Below are 15,060 nucleotides of genomic sequence, written 5' to 3' on the forward strand. Positions count from 1 at the left end.
ATTTTATGAATCAGGGTTGAGGTATGCGCGGCATATTGCGGTAAATTGTTGAGGTTGATCTAAAAAAGCATAATGCCCCGCATTTTCAATCTCTACCAGTACACCATTCTTTAATCTTTTATCCATTCGATAAGCCTGATCCAACGGAGTTGCTGTATCATTTTTCCCCCAGACTAAAAGCGCTTCATGTTCAATTTGCGGGAGTAGGTCGTCCAGATATTCTGTAACAGATTTAACAAAGGTCTCCCTCATAACTCCTGAAAGCTGTTTGTAATCCGAAGAACCAAGCATTTTCCAGAGTTTAGTACGTCTTAAGCTATTCAGTCCCTTATCCCTGAGTGGATTTGGTAAAATTAAAAATGGAGCTTTTAGCAGTTTTGCTGTGTATTTTCTAAAGTAATACTTCATAGAACGCTTGGGTTTTAATCCGGCGCCCCCCGTTATGATGACTTTATCAATTTTCTGCTTGATTTCACTTCTGCTCAGAAGTTTTAGAAGAACACGATTACCGTAAGAGTGAACCAGGACATCTACAGAGTCAGCCTCAATTATTTGATGAATAAAAGCTTCCGTCAGATCTGTGTAACGATCAACATCCCAGGCTGCCGGTGGTTCTGGTGATTGCCCAAATCCAGGAAAATCGATTAGATAACATGTTCTGATGTCCTTCAGCTTTTCGGCAATGGGTTTCATCACTGCAGAACTGCTTCCCCATCCGTGTAAAATGAGCAGCGGCTTTCCACTTCCCATCTTATACCAAGCGGTTTGAGTTCCCTCAAAGACAAAATTTTGCAGATCCATAGATGATAAACTGTAAGGTATTTCGATTTTCTGTTTCATAAAGGTAAGAGAATTGATTGAAAAGCCCTTTGAAAACCTAAATAAAGCTTCAGAACTATGAAACGGAAACTCTTCTATCTTTTTGAACGCCTTCAAATAAAACGAAGTGAGCGAATTGCCATTTCGATACTTATGGCCGTTACAGTAATCACCACAGTCCTGTATTCAAGTCCGGAAATATGGACATCTAAATCGGAGTTTGATTACTCTATTTCGGATTCTATTTTTTCTGCGCGTAGTGCCAGCCTTATTGCTGAAAAGGAGATGATTTTAGAGCGATATCAACCCGAAGAGATACAAGCAAACAGTTCTAACGAGAATGGTTTAGTGGAGACCTATCGGGATACAATTCCACCCGATTCATCGGATCAAGGCACGAATTCCGATTCCACTGCGTTAATCAATGTCAATTCTGCCTCAGAAAATAAGCTGCAGGAGCTGCCCGGGATCGGTCCCGCATATGCATCAAGAATTGTTGAGTGGCGTAGCGAAAACGGGCCATTTACTTCTAAGGATCAGTTGATTGAAATTAAAGGAATCGGTGAAAAAAGGCTGGAAACCATTCGCCCGCTCATAACTCTTTGATTGTCTCTCACCGTTAAATAGTGCAAAATCATTTAAATATTCTGTTCTATACCCCGAAGGTTTTTCTATACCCGTTCGCTTTCACTATTTTTAGTCAAACTAAATAAAACTTATTTATGGCGAACAGAATTTTGTGGGCTGACGATGAAATCGATCAGCTTAAGGCGCATATCATTTTTCTTGAAGAGAAAGGATTTCAGATTACTCCGGTTACAAACGGCGAGGACGCGGTTTCTCTGATTAAGAGCAAACCTTTTGATATTGTATTTTTGGATGAACAGATGCCGGGTATGGATGGTTTAGCCACACTAGATCAAATACAGGATATCCAGCCCTCCTTGCCTGTAATCATGATTACCAAGAGTGAAGAAGAGTCGATCATGGAAGATGCCATCGGGAATAAAATTGCCGATTATCTGATCAAACCGGTCAATCCAAATCAGATACTGCTCACCGTAAAACGAATTTTGGATAAACAGAGAATTCAAAACGAAAAAGCAGCTCAGTCTTACCTCAAGAATTTTAATGAACTATCCGCACGTTTCAGTGAAGATACCGGCTGGAAGGGTTGGATTGATATTTATAAAACTCTGACTCATTGGGAGATGAATCTTGAGTCGAGTGATGAAGCCCTGCAACAGGTGTTACAGGATCAGTTTCAGCAGGCAAATCAAGCCTTTGGCAGATTTATAAAAATGGAGTATAAAGGGTGGTTGAAAGGAAATGATGACGCGCCGATGCTGAGTCCATTTCTGGTGAAGGATAAAATTTTCCCACGTTTAAGAGAGGATGAAAAAGTTGTTTTTATTCTGATTGACTGCATGCGGTACGATCAGTGGTTACTGTTTCAACAGATATTATCCGAGTATTACACCATTGATACAGATTTTTATTATTCCATCCTTCCAACGGCAACACCCTATTCCAGGAATTCAATATTCTCCGGAATGTATCCTCAGGAGATTAAACGTAGGTATCCACAGCTTTGGGAAATGGGGCAGGATGAAACTTCGCTGAACAGACATGAAGAGGAACTACTTAAGAAATATATGCAAAGAAATCACTTTTCAGATCAGGTGAAATATGAGAAAATCATCGATCCTGAAGATGGAAACCGTATTGCTCAAAAAATTTCGAACTACACACAAACTCCACTTACGGCTATTGTCTATAACTTTGTTGATACGCTGGTTCATAGCCGTTCGGATTCTGAGGTGTTGAAGCAAATTGCACCGGATGTTCCGGCATTTCGATCATTGACCGAAACCTGGTTTCAGCACTCATCACTCCTGAGGATTTTTAAAGAGCTGGCTGATGAAGACGTAACCGTAGTTGTTACCAGTGATCATGGCTCTGTTCGTGCTCTGCGCGACACAAAAGTATTCGGCGACAAAGATGCTGCAACGAATTTGAGATATAAGTATGGTAGAAATCTGAAGGCTGAAGAGAGTGCGGCAATTTTTATAGATAAACCTGAAGAGTATATGTTACCGGTAGAACCGCCGGCAAACAGTTATATCATCGCAAAAGAAGACTACTTCTTTGTTTATCCAAATAACTACAACAAGTTTCAGAACCGATATAGGGATACATTCCAGCATGGGGGGGCCTCTATGGAAGAGATGATTCTCCCGGTATCTGTTTTGAAGTCGAAAAAGTAGGGTGAATGGAGAAGAAGATCAGCAGAAGTGAAGAGGAAACTTTCAGAATTGCGAAAGAGTATGCCTCTCAGGTTGAAGCCGGTGACGTGATTTGCCTGGAGGGGAACTTGGGTGCCGGAAAAACACATTTTACGAAAGGGTTTGTTACCGTATTTGGTGTAGATCAGGCTGCGGTAACATCACCCACTTTTGCACTGATCAATGAGTATCATGGAAAGGAGATAGAAATTTACCATTTTGACTGTTACAGACTCGAAAATGTTCAGGAAGCCCTTGAGATTGGCGCTGAAGAGTATTTATATGGTGATGGAATTTGTATCATTGAGTGGCCTGAACGAATTGAAGAAATTTTACCTTCACACTCAAAACGTGTAACTATTACCGCTACAGGCCCTGAAGAAAGGGAAATTAGTTTCAACCCATGAGCACGAAAAACCGACGGCTATCATATCGACTTGACCTGCTTCCGGTGATTTATCCATACCACCGACGGGCAACGAATCCCATCCAATTGGGAGACTTGGTATATTATGGCCCGTCGCCGGAGTATTACGGTATTGGTGAAGTAGTGAGTGCCGAAGATAATTACTGTGTAGTAGACTTCAGGGGAACAGGACTATTAGGTATTCAAAAAGATGTTTTTCAGAATAAATACTTAATCCCTATTCATAAACTCAACTTAAGTCACCTGCTGAAATCTACCTGATTTCCTCCTCACCATCCTTTCCTATAATCCAGATCAGTATTGCTGCAAATAGTCCGGGATAGAAAGGTTCAACTCCGAAATAAGCATATCCTACTGCCTGATCCGGGTGTGTTGTGCCTAATATCAGCCATATCAATGATATTGCTGAAGCGCCTATGATTGAAATAATTACGTAAACGGCTTTCAGTTTGAATGGTTTGAGATAGATTCCCAAAACAGGAATTAGTAAACCCGGAATAAAAACGGAACCGATCACGTACCACAAATCGATGACGCTTGGGTAGATGATGATTAGCAGTATTCCAAGCAGCGCGGAGACTAAAATTCCAATTCTGGTGAGTAGATTTGGATTTACATCCGGGAAATATTTGAGCAGATAATCGCGCCCCAGAGTTTGTCCCGATATAAAAAGGTAACTATCGAGTGTAGACATGATGGTTGCCAGAAGTGATACGAAGAAAAGACCTTTTAAACCGATTGGTAAAATCTGTTCTGCAAGCATAGGGTAGGCTAATACAGGCTGATCGAGTCCTTCACCCAGAATGGCAAATGCATAAAGCCCTGCAAAACAGGTTAAAAAGTCGAACACAATCCAGAACCCTATGGATACAAAAATTCCTTTACGAGCTGTTTCGGGCGATTCAGCTGCGGCTGCTCGCTGATGAAAACTTGGATCAACAAAGGTCCAGAGCGCGATGAAAAACCAAACCAATATATATTGGATCGAATTTCCACCGGTGATATCCAGGTGAACATCAGTCAGTGAATTCGTAAGTGTGCCAAAGCCTCCAAATTCAGCAACGGCAAAAATTAGCAGGATTATAAATCCTGAAAACATAAGGATGATCTGAAGGATATCAGTTCGGATTACAGCTCCAAATCCGCCAATGGTGATATATAAAACTGAAAAGAGAGCCACTAACGAGGCATAAAAGAGGAATGGGGCATCTCCGCCAGAAAGAAATTGAAACAGTAATCCCAACATCAGAATATAGGGTGCAGGACTTACCAGGATAAAAATCGGGAGTGCACTCAGGCGGCCTGCTTTTTCACTATATCGGTTGGCAATCGCTTCCGGAATGGTCAGGGCTTTATTGAGACGGATTTTTCCGGCAAGAAAAATAGCGAACAGGGCGGAGAAAATATAGAAGGGGACGCCAAGAATAAGCCATTGAGAAATTCCAAATTGATAACTCCATTCGCCCACACCCAGAATTCCACCGTACCAGGTAGAAACCAGAGTAGCCACAAAAGCCGGTAAAGTGACCTTTCTTCCACTCAGCAGAAATTCCTCTTCGTCATCTGAATTCCAGCCTTTCTTCCAGCTGAGCCAAATTAGAAATACAAAGTAACTTGCAACAATAAGCCAATCGAGTCCGGTAAAAATAGAGTCCACTATTTGTCGGTTTTGTGATTAATGAAGATGAGAAGGTCTCCCTTTTTATGGAAAATTTCGATCTTTTTTTCGACAGTTAGATTTGAGCTTCCATCCTGAACTCCATTTTCGAGTGTACCGTCGGTAAGCGCGTACTTTAATCCGGATGTGTGAATTTCTTCGACTTTACCGGAGAGTGGAAATAGAGATACGGTTGTATGTAACGGTAACTCCATTTCAAAATGTTTGGGCAAAAGAAACAAAACGGAGTATTTGTCTTTAAACTGAAGAGATTTGAACTGACCGTCAAACTGTTTAAGAACGGAAAGGTTTTTAAGAGTGTGGTCGAGCCTTTTACCGGTGGCTCCGAAAACAATAACATTTTCACATTCCTGTTTGTAAGCGTACGCCAATGCTTTTTCAAGATCGTTCGTCTCTTGATCGGGGTCGTGAATGACGTCACCGTGCTCATTACCCGTTACCGAATAACTATCCAGGTCTCCGATGATCACATCGGGTTTTACGCCCATCTGACTGGCTATCAGTGCACCACCGTCTGCAGCAATAAATAGGGATGAATGTTCCAACGCCTCTTTTAGTTGTTCAGGCCTTGGAGGATTTCCATCGCATAAAATTACAACATTCATCAAATTGGAGGTTCTTCCGGGTTAAAAAGTTTAATTTGACGTTTTACCCTAATAACAGCTACGTTAACATCTTTTTAAAAGCAGAGTAAAACGCCGTTTTATAATAGAGATTCAGGATAAAGAATTATGTTTAAAGAATTCATCAAAAAGATAAAAAAATACAAGCGTATCGGAGTAGTATCACACATTCGTCCGGATGGAGATTGTATAGGGTCGCAGGTGGGCCTCTCAATTTGGTTGGAAAAGAACGGGTTTGAGGTTGATGCCTTTAACGATGATGATGTTCCGGTTAACCTTGAGTGGCTGACTGAGTATTTCCCGATTCAATCTTTAGACATTGAAAAAATTAAAAAGTGTGATTTGATCATTTTAGTTGATGGAAACGCACTGCACCGGTTTTCTCATATCGAGAGTTGGACAAAAGAATTGGATGTTCCTTTTTGGATGATTGATCACCATCCCGATCCAAATGACGAGTTTGATCTGCAGGTTTCAGTACCGGGAGCTTCATCCACGTGTGAACTTATTTATAATCTGTATAATGAGAGCAATATTGAGCAGCTGGAAAAATCTGCTGCAATGGCACTTTACACCGGAATTATCACGGATACGGGGTCGCTTCAATTCGACAGTGTTACCCCGAAAACACTGGAGGCCGTAGCAGATATTCTAAGGCGAGGCGATTTCAAACCAAATGTAGTTGCTGAACAGGTCTTTTCAACTAAAACAGAATCACAGTATAAGTTGTTGAGCTTGGCTCTTGGTACCATTCAGCTATATGAAAGCAATCAGATAGCAACCATGTACGTTACGCAAGAGATGTTAGAAGAAACGCAAACAACAAATAGTGATACAGAAGGTTTTGTAAACTATCCACTGAGCATTGCAGGCGTGAAAGCAGCAGTTCTGTTAAAAGATTTGGCAGAGGAGGGTGTTAAAATGAGCCTGCGCTCCAGAAGTAATGTCGATGTGAATGTATGGGCACGCGAGTTGGACGGCGGCGGACATCAAAAAGCGGCAGGAGCATGGCATCCCGGTCCCCTTGAAAAAACGATTGAAGATGTGATCTCCATTGGCAAAAAACAACTGAATCAAATTGAAACGACTTAAATTTCTACATATAGCTCTATTGGGAATCGGATTATTGTTCTCCTCCTGTCAACATTCAGGAGAATCAGATCAGAATCGAGGGGAGAGAAATGATAACCAATCTATGGAAAGAGCCCCATTTTCTGCGGCTTATGTAGAAAATTCAGATTCCGTCAGTGATATTGATTCTGAAAATGAATCGACTGACCTTCAACAATCCGAACCGGAAATAGAGACGAGCAGGATTAACGCGATAACTCGTGCGGTTGAGAAGGGTAGTGAAGCTGTAGTCAGTATTATGGCAACAGAGCCGGTTCGCAGGCAGGAGACTCCCCGCGATGAGTTTTTCCGCTTCTTTTTTGGTGATCAGTTCCCGCAAGAGAATACAAGTATGGGATCCGGCTTTATTGTGAGTGAAGATGGGCTGGTTGTAACAAATCAACACGTAGTGGGGACGAATCCATCAGAAATTATGATTTCGATGGGTGATGGATCCACCTATGATGCTCAGCTTGTTGGGTTTGATGAACTGACCGATATCGCATTGATTAGGATTGAATCAGATACAACATTTCCGTTTTTGGACTTGACAGATTCGGATGATGTCATTGTCGGGGAGTGGTCTATTGCATTGGGAAACCCATTTGGACTTTTTGATGATGGCCAGCCCACTGTAACCGTTGGGGTTGTAAGTGCTAAGAATCGCGATTTCCGGGCTGACCCGAACAACCCGCGTGTATATATCGATATGATTCAAACGGATGCTGCAATCAACAGAGGGAATTCGGGTGGCCCCTTACTAAACAGCAACGGAGAAGTGATTGGGATGAATACGTTTATTTACACCGGAGGCACAAGTGCCGGTTTTGTTGGACTCAGCTTTGCCATTCCTAGTAATCGTATTGAAAAAATTATTTCCCAACTGTTGACAAGTGGGGTTGTGATGTTGGATTATGATCCCGGTATGGAGTTTACTTCCATGACAGAACAGCTTATCTACCGCTACCAGCTACCGTATGTTCAGGGTTTACTGGTAACGAGTGTAAACCGTAATGGTCCCGCTTTTGAGTGCGGTATTTTGCCGGGTGATGTGATAGTACGTATTGGAGAAGAACGTGTGATGAGTGAAATGCATGCCTGGGCTCTGCTGCGCGATTATGATGTGGGTGATGACATGAATATCGAACTGATCAGGGAAGGTGATCTCTATCAAACCGAGATGAAACTTCGCCAAAAAGTGAAGGACACAACGTCAAATTAAGTGATCAGTTATTTTAATCCCCGGCAGGATAAAGCCTTTCTGAATTCGAACGGAGATTTTTTGTATTTTTGCCCTCATGTTAGTTGAACGAGAAAACCCGAATAAAACTGAGTATTTGTTAAATGTGCCTGAAGGTCAGAGTACCGACATCAGGCTGGACAAATACATTACCTCTTTTGTGCAAAATGCATCCCGTAATAAAGTCCAAAAGGCGATAAAAGACGGGCATGTGTTGGTGAATGGGAAGTTGGAAAAATCCTCCTATATCATGCAGCCGGGAGATAAAATTGAGATCAGCCTTCCGATACCACCTTCACCTGAAGCCAAGCCTGAAGATATTCCGCTGGATATTATTTACGAGGATGACGATCTGATTGTTGTAAATAAAGAGGAGGGTATGGTGGTTCACCCGGCATTTGGAAACTGGACCGGAACGATGGTCAACGGTTTGCTATACCACGCCGACACCCTTTCTAAAGAGGATGAAGAGACAGTTCGCCCGGGAATTGTACATCGTTTGGATAAAGACACCAGCGGACTTTTGGTGGTTGCAAAAAATGAAGTAGCGCACAAAAAGTTGTCTGCTCAATTTGCCGAAAAGAGTGTAGAGAGAACGTATTGGGCAATTGTTTGGGGGAACCCGCCGGACAGCGGGACCATTGAAGGAAACATTGGCCGGTCGCCCCGCGACAGAAAAATCATGACAGTACTGAAGGAAAAGAAGGGGAAAAGTGCTGTAACTCACTTTGAAACCATTGAGAGATTTGATCACTTGGCGCTTTTAAAAATCAACCTTGAGACAGGCAGAACCCATCAGATTCGTGTTCATATGCAGCATCAAAATTATTATGTTTTTGGTGACCCAACTTATGGTGGAGATTCTGTTCGATATGGGCCGAATACCGGGTCGAGGAAAGCAATGTTTAATAACCTGTTTGCCAGGTTGGAGCGGCAGGCCCTTCATGCCAAAACATTGGGGTTTATTCACCCCGCAACCGATAAGTATGTTGAATTTAATTCCACACTGCCTGAGGATTTTCAGTTTGTGCTGGATACACTGCGAACAAATTGTAAACCTTAAAAAATCACATGTCTGAGAAAAGTAAAAAGATCAATATTGAGGTAGAACTCGATGATAATAATGTACCTGAGAATATTCAGTGGAATGCTACAGATCTGCAGGGTTATGATGAAGCGTCCTGCAGGGCTATGATTTTGGCTCTTTGGGATCATACACGCAAAGATACGCTGAGACTCGACCTCTGGACGAAAGAGATGACGGTAGACGAAATGAAAATATTCTTCCATCAAACACTGGTTACCATGGCCGATACTTTGGAGAAGTCGATAAATGATCCGCGAATAAGTGGAGATATGCGCGATTTTTGTGACTATTTTGCGGAACGAATGGAAATAGTTGAGTAAGAAAGAGTACGATACCCTATAGAATTGTTATTATATTAGAAGTCTGTTTAACTCAAATAAATGAATATGCAATATCTCGATTTTGAACAGCCGATAGCCGATTTGGAAAAGAAAATTGATGAACTTCAGGAAATTTCCGTCGATGACAAAGTATTGAAACCGGAAATTGACCGCCTTCGAAAAAAAGCGGATCAGCTTAGAGAATCCATTTTTACGAATTTAACCCGATGGCAGAGAGTTCAGCTTGCTCGTCATCCGGAACGCCCTTATACGCTCGATTACATTGAGCGAATTACGGATGATTTTATTGAGTTGCACGGAGATCGATTCCACTCTGACGACAAAGCCATTGTGGGCGGATTGGCAACAATAGACGATCAGTCCGTAATGATTATCGGCCACCAAAAAGGTCGTGATACCAAAAGTCGGCAGTATCGAAATTTTGGTATGGCCAATCCGGAGGGATATAGAAAAGCCTACCGACTGATGAAGATGGCTGAGAAATTTAAAATTCCGGTCGTCACTTTGCTGGATACACCGGGGGCATATCCGGGTCTTGAAGCTGAAGAGCGTGGGCAGGCTGAAGCCATTGCCCGAAATCTAAAAATGATGGCTGTCCTTGAAGTACCGATCGTTGCTATAGTGATCGGCGAAGGAGCCAGTGGAGGTGCAATTGGTATCGGGATGGGTAATGAAGTATTTATGATGGAAAATACCTGGTATTCAGTAATTGCACCTGAATCGTGTTCTTCCATTCTCTGGAAAACCTGGGACTACAAAGAACAAGCTGCTTCAGCACTTCGTCCAACAGCAAAGGATTTACTTGAACTTAAAGTGATTGATGGCATTATCCCCGAACCGCTTGGTGGTGCACATCGAGATTATGGAAAAGCGGCAGAAGCAGTAAAAGCTCAGATTCTGAAGAGCCTGAAAAAACTCAACAAAATGAAGCCTGATAAGCTGATTGATCAACGGGTGGATAAGTATGCTTCAATGGGAGTTTGGGAAACGGCATCCGGTAAGAAAGATAAATCCTGATGGTTGAGATCCCGGAAAAGGATCCGTTAATCCAGTATGTTCATACTCTCCGCAGCCGATATGGAGAGACAGATCAAATGGGGTACGTCTATTATGGGCGTTATCTTGAGTTTTTTGAAGTTGCCAGAACCGAGATGATCCGATCGCTAGGATTTTCCTACAAAAAACTTGAAGATGAGGGGATAATGCTTCCTGTCATCTATTCTCAGATTGAGTATAAATCTCCCATATTCTATGATGAGGAAATGCGTATAGAAGTAGCTGTTTATGATGAACCTCTCGTTCGTCTGGAAACATTCTATCAAATCTTTACAGACCGCCAGGATTCTCTGCACGTTTATGGCCAGGTAAATCTCTGTTTTACAAAAATGGACACACGGAGGCCGTGCAAAGCTCCAAGCCACTTTCTGGAAATGCTTCAAAAAAATAGTGGTAAATGAAACACCGAGGCCTTTATCTTGGTGTTTTATCGGCTTTAACGGCATTGGTACTCTTCTCTTTGGGGAGCGGACTCTGGGGCGGTTCCAGTGGAGGTCATTGGACCGAGCAACTATTCAGAGGAGTTTGTCATCAAATCCCAATACGAAGTTTTACATTTATGGGTGAGCCCATGGCAGTGAACTCTCGTTGTTTTGGAGTTTTTACCGGTTTATGGACGGGATGGTTGCTCATTCCTTTGTTAATGAGGTTTACATCTAAAAAAAAATGGCCTTTATTTTTTCTTTTGTTTGCAGCCTTACTTCAAATCATCGATTATTCAGGCAACTTTTTTTTATTATGGGAAAACACAAATAGTTCACGTTTTCTGCTCGGTACACTATTAGGCTTGGGAAGTTCTATTTTAGTAGCCGATCTGTTTCAACCTAAACAAACACGAGATTAACTATGGATATGGAAGAGGTAAATGAGAACAAAACTTTTTCATTTAACAATTATTGGCCTTCAGTTGCTATTGTAGGAGCTATATTTAGCCTGGTAAGCTTCGTAATCGGACTCTATTTTGGGTATCAACAAATCAATTCGGAACCATCAGGTTCATTTATTTCACCTGTGATGATTAGCAGCGGTGTGATTTGCCTTGCAACGGCTTTTGCCGGTTTGCTTGCCGTTTGGCACTACACGAAAGAGGTGAGTCCTGTAATGAAGCTGGGTCAGGGCGCTTTGGTTGGATTTTTAACCGGTGCTGCTATTGTGCTTTTTAGTACCATTTTGAATGAGCTTTGGCTTTTGATCGATCCTGAATACACCGAAAAACTGATAGAAGCGACTATTGCGAATGTTGAAGCGATGGATCTGCCGTCTGATGCCAGAAATGATATGGTTGATGCCATGGCAGAATCGATGCAGGGACAGTCGTTTTTCAAGCAGCTGTTTGTAGGTATTCCCGTGCCGGGATTATTAAACATGGGTACAGCAATGATTGGAGTTAAATTATTTGCTCAAAAAGAAGACGATATTAGTTTCTAAAACAATGACAAAAGACTCTTCAGGGACATCTTTTTCGAAGTTGCAAATTCAATCATGGGCTGAACGCAATGGCTTTGCGGATTGGGCGGTGGCATTAATATGGCTGATCGTTGCATTCGTTATGTTTCAGCTTACCGCAGGTATCATATTCTTCGCCTTATTGTTTTTCAACGGTGAGATTACTTCCGCTGCCGAGGTTGAACAGGTGATGTTTAACCGATTGGATCTTCTTTTCATCGGTAACTCAACAGGTCAAATTCTCTTTTTGGGTGCGGCTACCTTCCTTATTTCCAAACTTCACCTAAGAGATGAAGGGGTATTCAACTTTTTAAGAATACGGTGGAAACAGGATACACCTTTCTACATTTTATTGGGAGCCGTACTTGTAGTTGTGGTACAACCGGTCATTCTTTATCTGGGATATTTCAACTCTCTTTTACCCATTCCTGAATCCTGGTCAGACCTACAGGTTTCTCAGTATGAGATGTTTGAACAGTTTTTGAAAACGGATGGAATTGTATGGTTTGGCCTATTCCATATCGCTTTGGTACCGTCCATTTGCGAAGAGGTCTTATTCAGAGGATACATTTTTCGCGCTTTTCAGAGAAGCTGGGGAATCATGGTTGCGATCATTGCATCCGGATTTGTGTTTGGGATGTTTCATCTTCAGGTTCCAAACTTACTCCCACTCGCTGCATTAGGAATATTACTTGCTGTTATGACCTGGTTGAGCCGCAGTTTGTGGCCGGCTATCGTAGCGCATTTTGTAAATAATGGCGGTGCGGTGTTAATGGCAACAACCTATCCGGAACTCGCCTTTGGAGATGTAAGCGCAGAAACCTTGCCATCGGTCTGGTTGCTATTGGCCAGTATAATATTGACGGCCGGCGTAATTTACGCGATGATTTATCGCTCGGAAGCCATTATGGAGTAGATGATGTTAAAAGATCCAACACCAAATAAATTTGAGAACTGGGTTTGTATCCTTGAGAAAGGAACAGAGTACGAAGTTCAGATGGCAAAAAACTATTTGAACTCTTTGGAAATTCCATCCAATATTCTATCCAAGCGGGATCGGTCCTACAGTATGAATATTGGTGAAATGTCTATGGTTTATCTATATGTTCCCAAAGAGTTTGAAGATGAGGCAAGGGATGCCCTTGAAGAGCTTGATGAGCCCGAAGCTGAAGAAAATTCTGAGGAGGAGTCCGACACTTGAGTGAATTAGCAAAACGAGTTTTAGTTGGTGTACCGGCTGCGGCCCTTTTTATTTGGTTGCTTTGGTTGGGTGGAGCTGCATTTCAGATTACAATCTTAGCGATTTTGTTACTCACCGTTTGGGAAGTACACAGAATGATACAGCACACCGGTTATGGCGATTACTTTCCGATTTCTCTCATCTTTGTATTACTGCTTTGGAACCCTCCTTTTATACCACTATGGTTGAATTTATCCATTTTTTCGGCGGTAACTCTGATAACTGTGGCAGCGGTATTAAGCAGAAAATCTGATAGTTCGGTACGATGGCTTACTACATTGTTTACCGGGGTTTATCCCACAGTTGGGTTTATAATGTTGCTCAACATTCGTGAAATGGGTACAACCATCGAAGGTTTTTGGTTGACCATGACTCTCATGCTCATGATCTGGGGCAATGATATCTTTGCATATTTTGGAGGAAAAACATTCGGAAAAAATAAGTTGGCACCCAAAATCAGCCCAAAGAAAACATGGGAGGGATTTGGGTTTGGATTTTTAGGTGCAGCAGCAGGCTTTTTGATTGCCTACTATTCCTCTGCATCCTATCCATTGGCACTTACGGCACTCGTTCCGGCTGTTGTTATCGTTAGCATTTTAGGTCCATTGGGTGATATTACTGCGAGTCGAATAAAGAGAATTGCGGGTGTAAAGGATTCGTCCTCGATCTTACCGGGTCACGGTGGTTTTTTTGATCGTTTTGATTCTACGATTCTAACCGCACCGTTTATTTTTTTCTATTTTTATGCACTTCTGTAAAACGATTGGATTGATCTACTTACCCAAAGTGTTATAGCACTACTATGAAAGAAAAAAATATACTTATCACCGGTGGAACCGGATTTGTGGGCGGCTATCTGCGAGATGTGCTGCTGAAACAGGGCCACTATTTAACAATAATCACCCGATCACCTGAGTCTTACAAATCTGAAGAATCAAAAAATCAAAAGTTTATTACTATTGAGGAGGTTTCCGGAGTGATGGATTCTACTGATATAGTTATAAACCTTGCAGGCGAAAACCTATTCGGCCAGCGGTGGACAGATACAGTTAAAAAGAGAATTTACGACAGCCGAATTTTGATAACCCGTTCTCTTGTAGATGCAATTAGAGCCTCTGAAAAGAAACCGGATGTTTTTATATCCGCTTCTGGGATCAACTACTATGAACCTGCCGGTGATGATGTCATCACAGAAGAGAGTAAAGCAGCTAATGATTTTCTTGCGAAAGTTTGTAAAGATTGGGAAAACGAAGCAATTCAGGCAAGAGATTTAGGTGTACGTGTTGTGATTTCAAGATTTGGAATTGTTCTTGAAAAAGGTGGTGGAGTAATTGAAAAAATGAAACTGCCCTTCTCACTATTTGTAGGTGGAGCTATTGGTCCCGGCACTCAGTATATGTCCTGGATACACATGAAAGATCTATGTAACTCAATTGTGTTTGCAATAGAACATGAAGAGATCAATGACGTATTTAACGCTACTGCACCTGAACCGGTAACAATGGATCAGTTCGCATCGGCCATGGGCCATGTCATGAACAGGCCTTCAATTTTCCGGGTGCCGGAGTTTGCTCTGAATATAATCTTGGGCGAAGCCGCAGTTCCGGTAGTATCAAGTCTGAATGTTCAGCCAAAGGTGTTGCAGAAGGCAGGATTTGAGTTTGAATTTGACGATCTGGAAATGGCTTTAGGAGAAATTCTTTAGAAA

General features: G+C 42.0%; 19 protein-coding genes. 16 read left to right on the forward strand and 3 right to left on the reverse strand.

Going from position 1 to position 15,060, the window contains the following annotated elements; genetic code table 11:
• Nucleotides 1-3 precede the first annotated feature (3 nt).
• Nucleotides 4-840: an alpha/beta fold hydrolase gene (locus CWD77_RS09600; RefSeq protein ID WP_240596748.1), complete on the reverse strand. Its 837-nt coding sequence runs from the start codon at nucleotides 838-840 to the stop codon at nucleotides 4-6.
• A gap of 57 nt (nucleotides 841-897) precedes the next feature.
• On the opposite strand from CWD77_RS09600, the gene CWD77_RS09605 reads away from it, so the two are divergent.
• The 4 genes from CWD77_RS09605 (at nucleotide 898) to CWD77_RS09620 (ending at nucleotide 3,792) form a co-directional block, all read left to right on the forward strand.
• Complete coding sequence (locus CWD77_RS09605) at nucleotides 898-1,425, forward strand: ComEA family DNA-binding protein (RefSeq protein ID WP_101073346.1); 528 nt, start codon at nucleotides 898-900, stop codon at nucleotides 1,423-1,425.
• A 116-nt stretch (nucleotides 1,426-1,541) separates the two neighbouring features.
• Entirely contained in the window at nucleotides 1,542-3,086 is a 1,545-nt protein-coding gene (gene porX / locus CWD77_RS09610; protein ID WP_101073347.1) for a T9SS response regulator signal transducer PorX, read from the forward strand.
• 5 nt (nucleotides 3,087-3,091) lie between these two features.
• Nucleotides 3,092-3,511, forward strand: a complete 420-nt coding sequence (gene tsaE, locus CWD77_RS09615; RefSeq protein ID WP_101073348.1) for a tRNA (adenosine(37)-N6)-threonylcarbamoyltransferase complex ATPase subunit type 1 TsaE — start codon at nucleotides 3,092-3,094, stop codon at nucleotides 3,509-3,511.
• Entirely contained in the window at nucleotides 3,508-3,792 is a 285-nt protein-coding gene (locus CWD77_RS09620; protein WP_101073349.1) for a hypothetical protein, read from the forward strand. Before tsaE ends, CWD77_RS09620 begins: the two co-directional genes overlap by 4 nt.
• Here the strand turns inward: CWD77_RS09620 and CWD77_RS09625 are convergent.
• Entirely contained in the window at nucleotides 3,785-5,188 is a 1,404-nt protein-coding gene (locus CWD77_RS09625) for a sodium:solute symporter family protein (RefSeq protein ID WP_165779124.1), read from the reverse strand. The two genes, CWD77_RS09620 and CWD77_RS09625, sit on opposite strands and share 8 nt — an antisense overlap.
• Complete coding sequence (locus tag CWD77_RS09630; protein ID WP_101073351.1) at nucleotides 5,188-5,814, reverse strand: thiamine diphosphokinase; 627 nt, start codon at nucleotides 5,812-5,814, stop codon at nucleotides 5,188-5,190. Before CWD77_RS09630 ends, CWD77_RS09625 begins: the two co-directional genes overlap by 1 nt.
• 126 nt (nucleotides 5,815-5,940) lie before the next feature.
• Between CWD77_RS09630 and CWD77_RS09635 the strand changes: the two genes are divergently transcribed.
• From CWD77_RS09635 to CWD77_RS09690, 12 genes are all read left to right on the forward strand, one after another.
• A complete protein-coding gene (locus CWD77_RS09635; protein ID WP_101073352.1) occupies nucleotides 5,941-6,924 on the forward strand; it encodes a DHH family phosphoesterase in 984 nt (327 codons plus the stop codon).
• 103 nt (nucleotides 6,925-7,027) lie between these two features.
• The gene (locus CWD77_RS09640) at nucleotides 7,028-8,164 is read left to right on the forward strand and encodes a S1C family serine protease (RefSeq protein ID WP_101073437.1); all 1,137 of its coding nucleotides are present in this window, start codon (nucleotides 7,028-7,030) and stop codon (nucleotides 8,162-8,164) included.
• A 76-nt stretch (nucleotides 8,165-8,240) separates the two neighbouring features.
• A complete protein-coding gene (locus CWD77_RS09645; protein WP_101073353.1) occupies nucleotides 8,241-9,245 on the forward strand; it encodes an RluA family pseudouridine synthase in 1,005 nt (334 codons plus the stop codon).
• A gap of 8 nt (nucleotides 9,246-9,253) precedes the next feature.
• Nucleotides 9,254-9,589 carry a gliding motility protein GldC gene (gene gldC, locus CWD77_RS09650; protein WP_101073354.1) on the forward strand — a complete coding sequence of 112 codons (336 nt, stop codon included), beginning with the start codon at nucleotides 9,254-9,256 and terminating at the stop codon, nucleotides 9,587-9,589.
• A 66-nt stretch (nucleotides 9,590-9,655) separates the two neighbouring features.
• Nucleotides 9,656-10,627 carry an acetyl-CoA carboxylase carboxyltransferase subunit alpha gene (locus CWD77_RS09655; RefSeq protein ID WP_101073438.1) on the forward strand — a complete coding sequence of 324 codons (972 nt, stop codon included), beginning with the start codon at nucleotides 9,656-9,658 and terminating at the stop codon, nucleotides 10,625-10,627.
• Nucleotides 10,627-11,067, forward strand: coding sequence for an acyl-CoA thioesterase (locus CWD77_RS09660; protein ID WP_101073355.1), 441 nt, complete (start codon nucleotides 10,627-10,629; stop codon nucleotides 11,065-11,067). Before CWD77_RS09655 ends, CWD77_RS09660 begins: the two co-directional genes overlap by 1 nt.
• Entirely contained in the window at nucleotides 11,064-11,510 is a 447-nt protein-coding gene (locus CWD77_RS09665) for a DUF2085 domain-containing protein (protein WP_101073356.1), read from the forward strand. The genes CWD77_RS09660 and CWD77_RS09665 overlap by 4 nt, the downstream gene beginning before the upstream one ends.
• A 2-nt stretch (nucleotides 11,511-11,512) precedes the next feature.
• On the forward strand, nucleotides 11,513-12,094 hold the full coding sequence (locus CWD77_RS09670) for a DUF4199 domain-containing protein (protein ID WP_101073357.1): 582 nt from the start codon (nucleotides 11,513-11,515) through the stop codon (nucleotides 12,092-12,094).
• Between the two features lie 4 nt (nucleotides 12,095-12,098).
• Nucleotides 12,099-13,028, forward strand: coding sequence for a CPBP family glutamic-type intramembrane protease (locus CWD77_RS09675; RefSeq protein WP_101073358.1), 930 nt, complete (start codon nucleotides 12,099-12,101; stop codon nucleotides 13,026-13,028).
• Nucleotides 13,029-13,313: a putative signal transducing protein gene (locus CWD77_RS09680; protein WP_240596750.1), complete on the forward strand. Its 285-nt coding sequence runs from the start codon at nucleotides 13,029-13,031 to the stop codon at nucleotides 13,311-13,313.
• The gene (locus CWD77_RS09685) at nucleotides 13,310-14,110 is read left to right on the forward strand and encodes a phosphatidate cytidylyltransferase (RefSeq protein WP_101073359.1); all 801 of its coding nucleotides are present in this window, start codon (nucleotides 13,310-13,312) and stop codon (nucleotides 14,108-14,110) included. The genes CWD77_RS09680 and CWD77_RS09685 overlap by 4 nt, the downstream gene beginning before the upstream one ends.
• A gap of 44 nt (nucleotides 14,111-14,154) precedes the next feature.
• Entirely contained in the window at nucleotides 14,155-15,057 is a 903-nt protein-coding gene (locus CWD77_RS09690) for a TIGR01777 family oxidoreductase (protein WP_101073360.1), read from the forward strand.
• The last annotated feature ends 3 nt before the right edge of the window (nucleotides 15,058-15,060 follow it).

This window comes from Rhodohalobacter barkolensis (assembly GCF_002834295.1).
Classification (GTDB): Bacteria; Bacteroidota; Rhodothermia; order Balneolales; family Balneolaceae; genus Rhodohalobacter; species Rhodohalobacter barkolensis.

What these genes read in the sequence shown, in the direction of transcription:
- CWD77_RS09655 (WP_101073438.1), top strand. Translation starts at nt 9,656, where the DNA reads ATGCAATATCTCGATTTTGAACAGCCGATAGCCGATTTGGAAAAGAAA.
- CWD77_RS09630 (WP_101073351.1), bottom strand. Translation starts at nt 5,814, where the DNA reads ATGAATGTTGTAATTTTATGCGATGGAAATCCTCCAAGGCCTGAACAA.
- CWD77_RS09675 (WP_101073358.1), top strand. Translation starts at nt 12,099, where the DNA reads ATGACAAAAGACTCTTCAGGGACATCTTTTTCGAAGTTGCAAATTCAA.
- CWD77_RS09605 (WP_101073346.1), top strand. Translation starts at nt 898, where the DNA reads ATGAAACGGAAACTCTTCTATCTTTTTGAACGCCTTCAAATAAAACGA.
- CWD77_RS09670 (WP_101073357.1), top strand. Translation starts at nt 11,513, where the DNA reads ATGGATATGGAAGAGGTAAATGAGAACAAAACTTTTTCATTTAACAAT.
- CWD77_RS09680 (WP_240596750.1), top strand. Translation starts at nt 13,029, where the DNA reads ATGATGTTAAAAGATCCAACACCAAATAAATTTGAGAACTGGGTTTGT.
- tsaE (WP_101073348.1), top strand. Translation starts at nt 3,092, where the DNA reads ATGGAGAAGAAGATCAGCAGAAGTGAAGAGGAAACTTTCAGAATTGCG.
- CWD77_RS09600 (WP_240596748.1), bottom strand. Translation starts at nt 840, where the DNA reads ATGAAACAGAAAATCGAAATACCTTACAGTTTATCATCTATGGATCTG.
- CWD77_RS09620 (WP_101073349.1), top strand. Translation starts at nt 3,508, where the DNA reads ATGAGCACGAAAAACCGACGGCTATCATATCGACTTGACCTGCTTCCG.
- gldC (WP_101073354.1), top strand. Translation starts at nt 9,254, where the DNA reads ATGTCTGAGAAAAGTAAAAAGATCAATATTGAGGTAGAACTCGATGAT.
- CWD77_RS09690 (WP_101073360.1), top strand. Translation starts at nt 14,155, where the DNA reads ATGAAAGAAAAAAATATACTTATCACCGGTGGAACCGGATTTGTGGGC.
- CWD77_RS09660 (WP_101073355.1), top strand. Translation starts at nt 10,627, where the DNA reads ATGGTTGAGATCCCGGAAAAGGATCCGTTAATCCAGTATGTTCATACT.
- CWD77_RS09645 (WP_101073353.1), top strand. Translation starts at nt 8,241, where the DNA reads ATGTTAGTTGAACGAGAAAACCCGAATAAAACTGAGTATTTGTTAAAT.
- CWD77_RS09635 (WP_101073352.1), top strand. Translation starts at nt 5,941, where the DNA reads ATGTTTAAAGAATTCATCAAAAAGATAAAAAAATACAAGCGTATCGGA.
- CWD77_RS09665 (WP_101073356.1), top strand. Translation starts at nt 11,064, where the DNA reads ATGAAACACCGAGGCCTTTATCTTGGTGTTTTATCGGCTTTAACGGCA.
- CWD77_RS09640 (WP_101073437.1), top strand. Translation starts at nt 7,028, where the DNA reads ATGGAAAGAGCCCCATTTTCTGCGGCTTATGTAGAAAATTCAGATTCC.
- porX (WP_101073347.1), top strand. Translation starts at nt 1,542, where the DNA reads ATGGCGAACAGAATTTTGTGGGCTGACGATGAAATCGATCAGCTTAAG.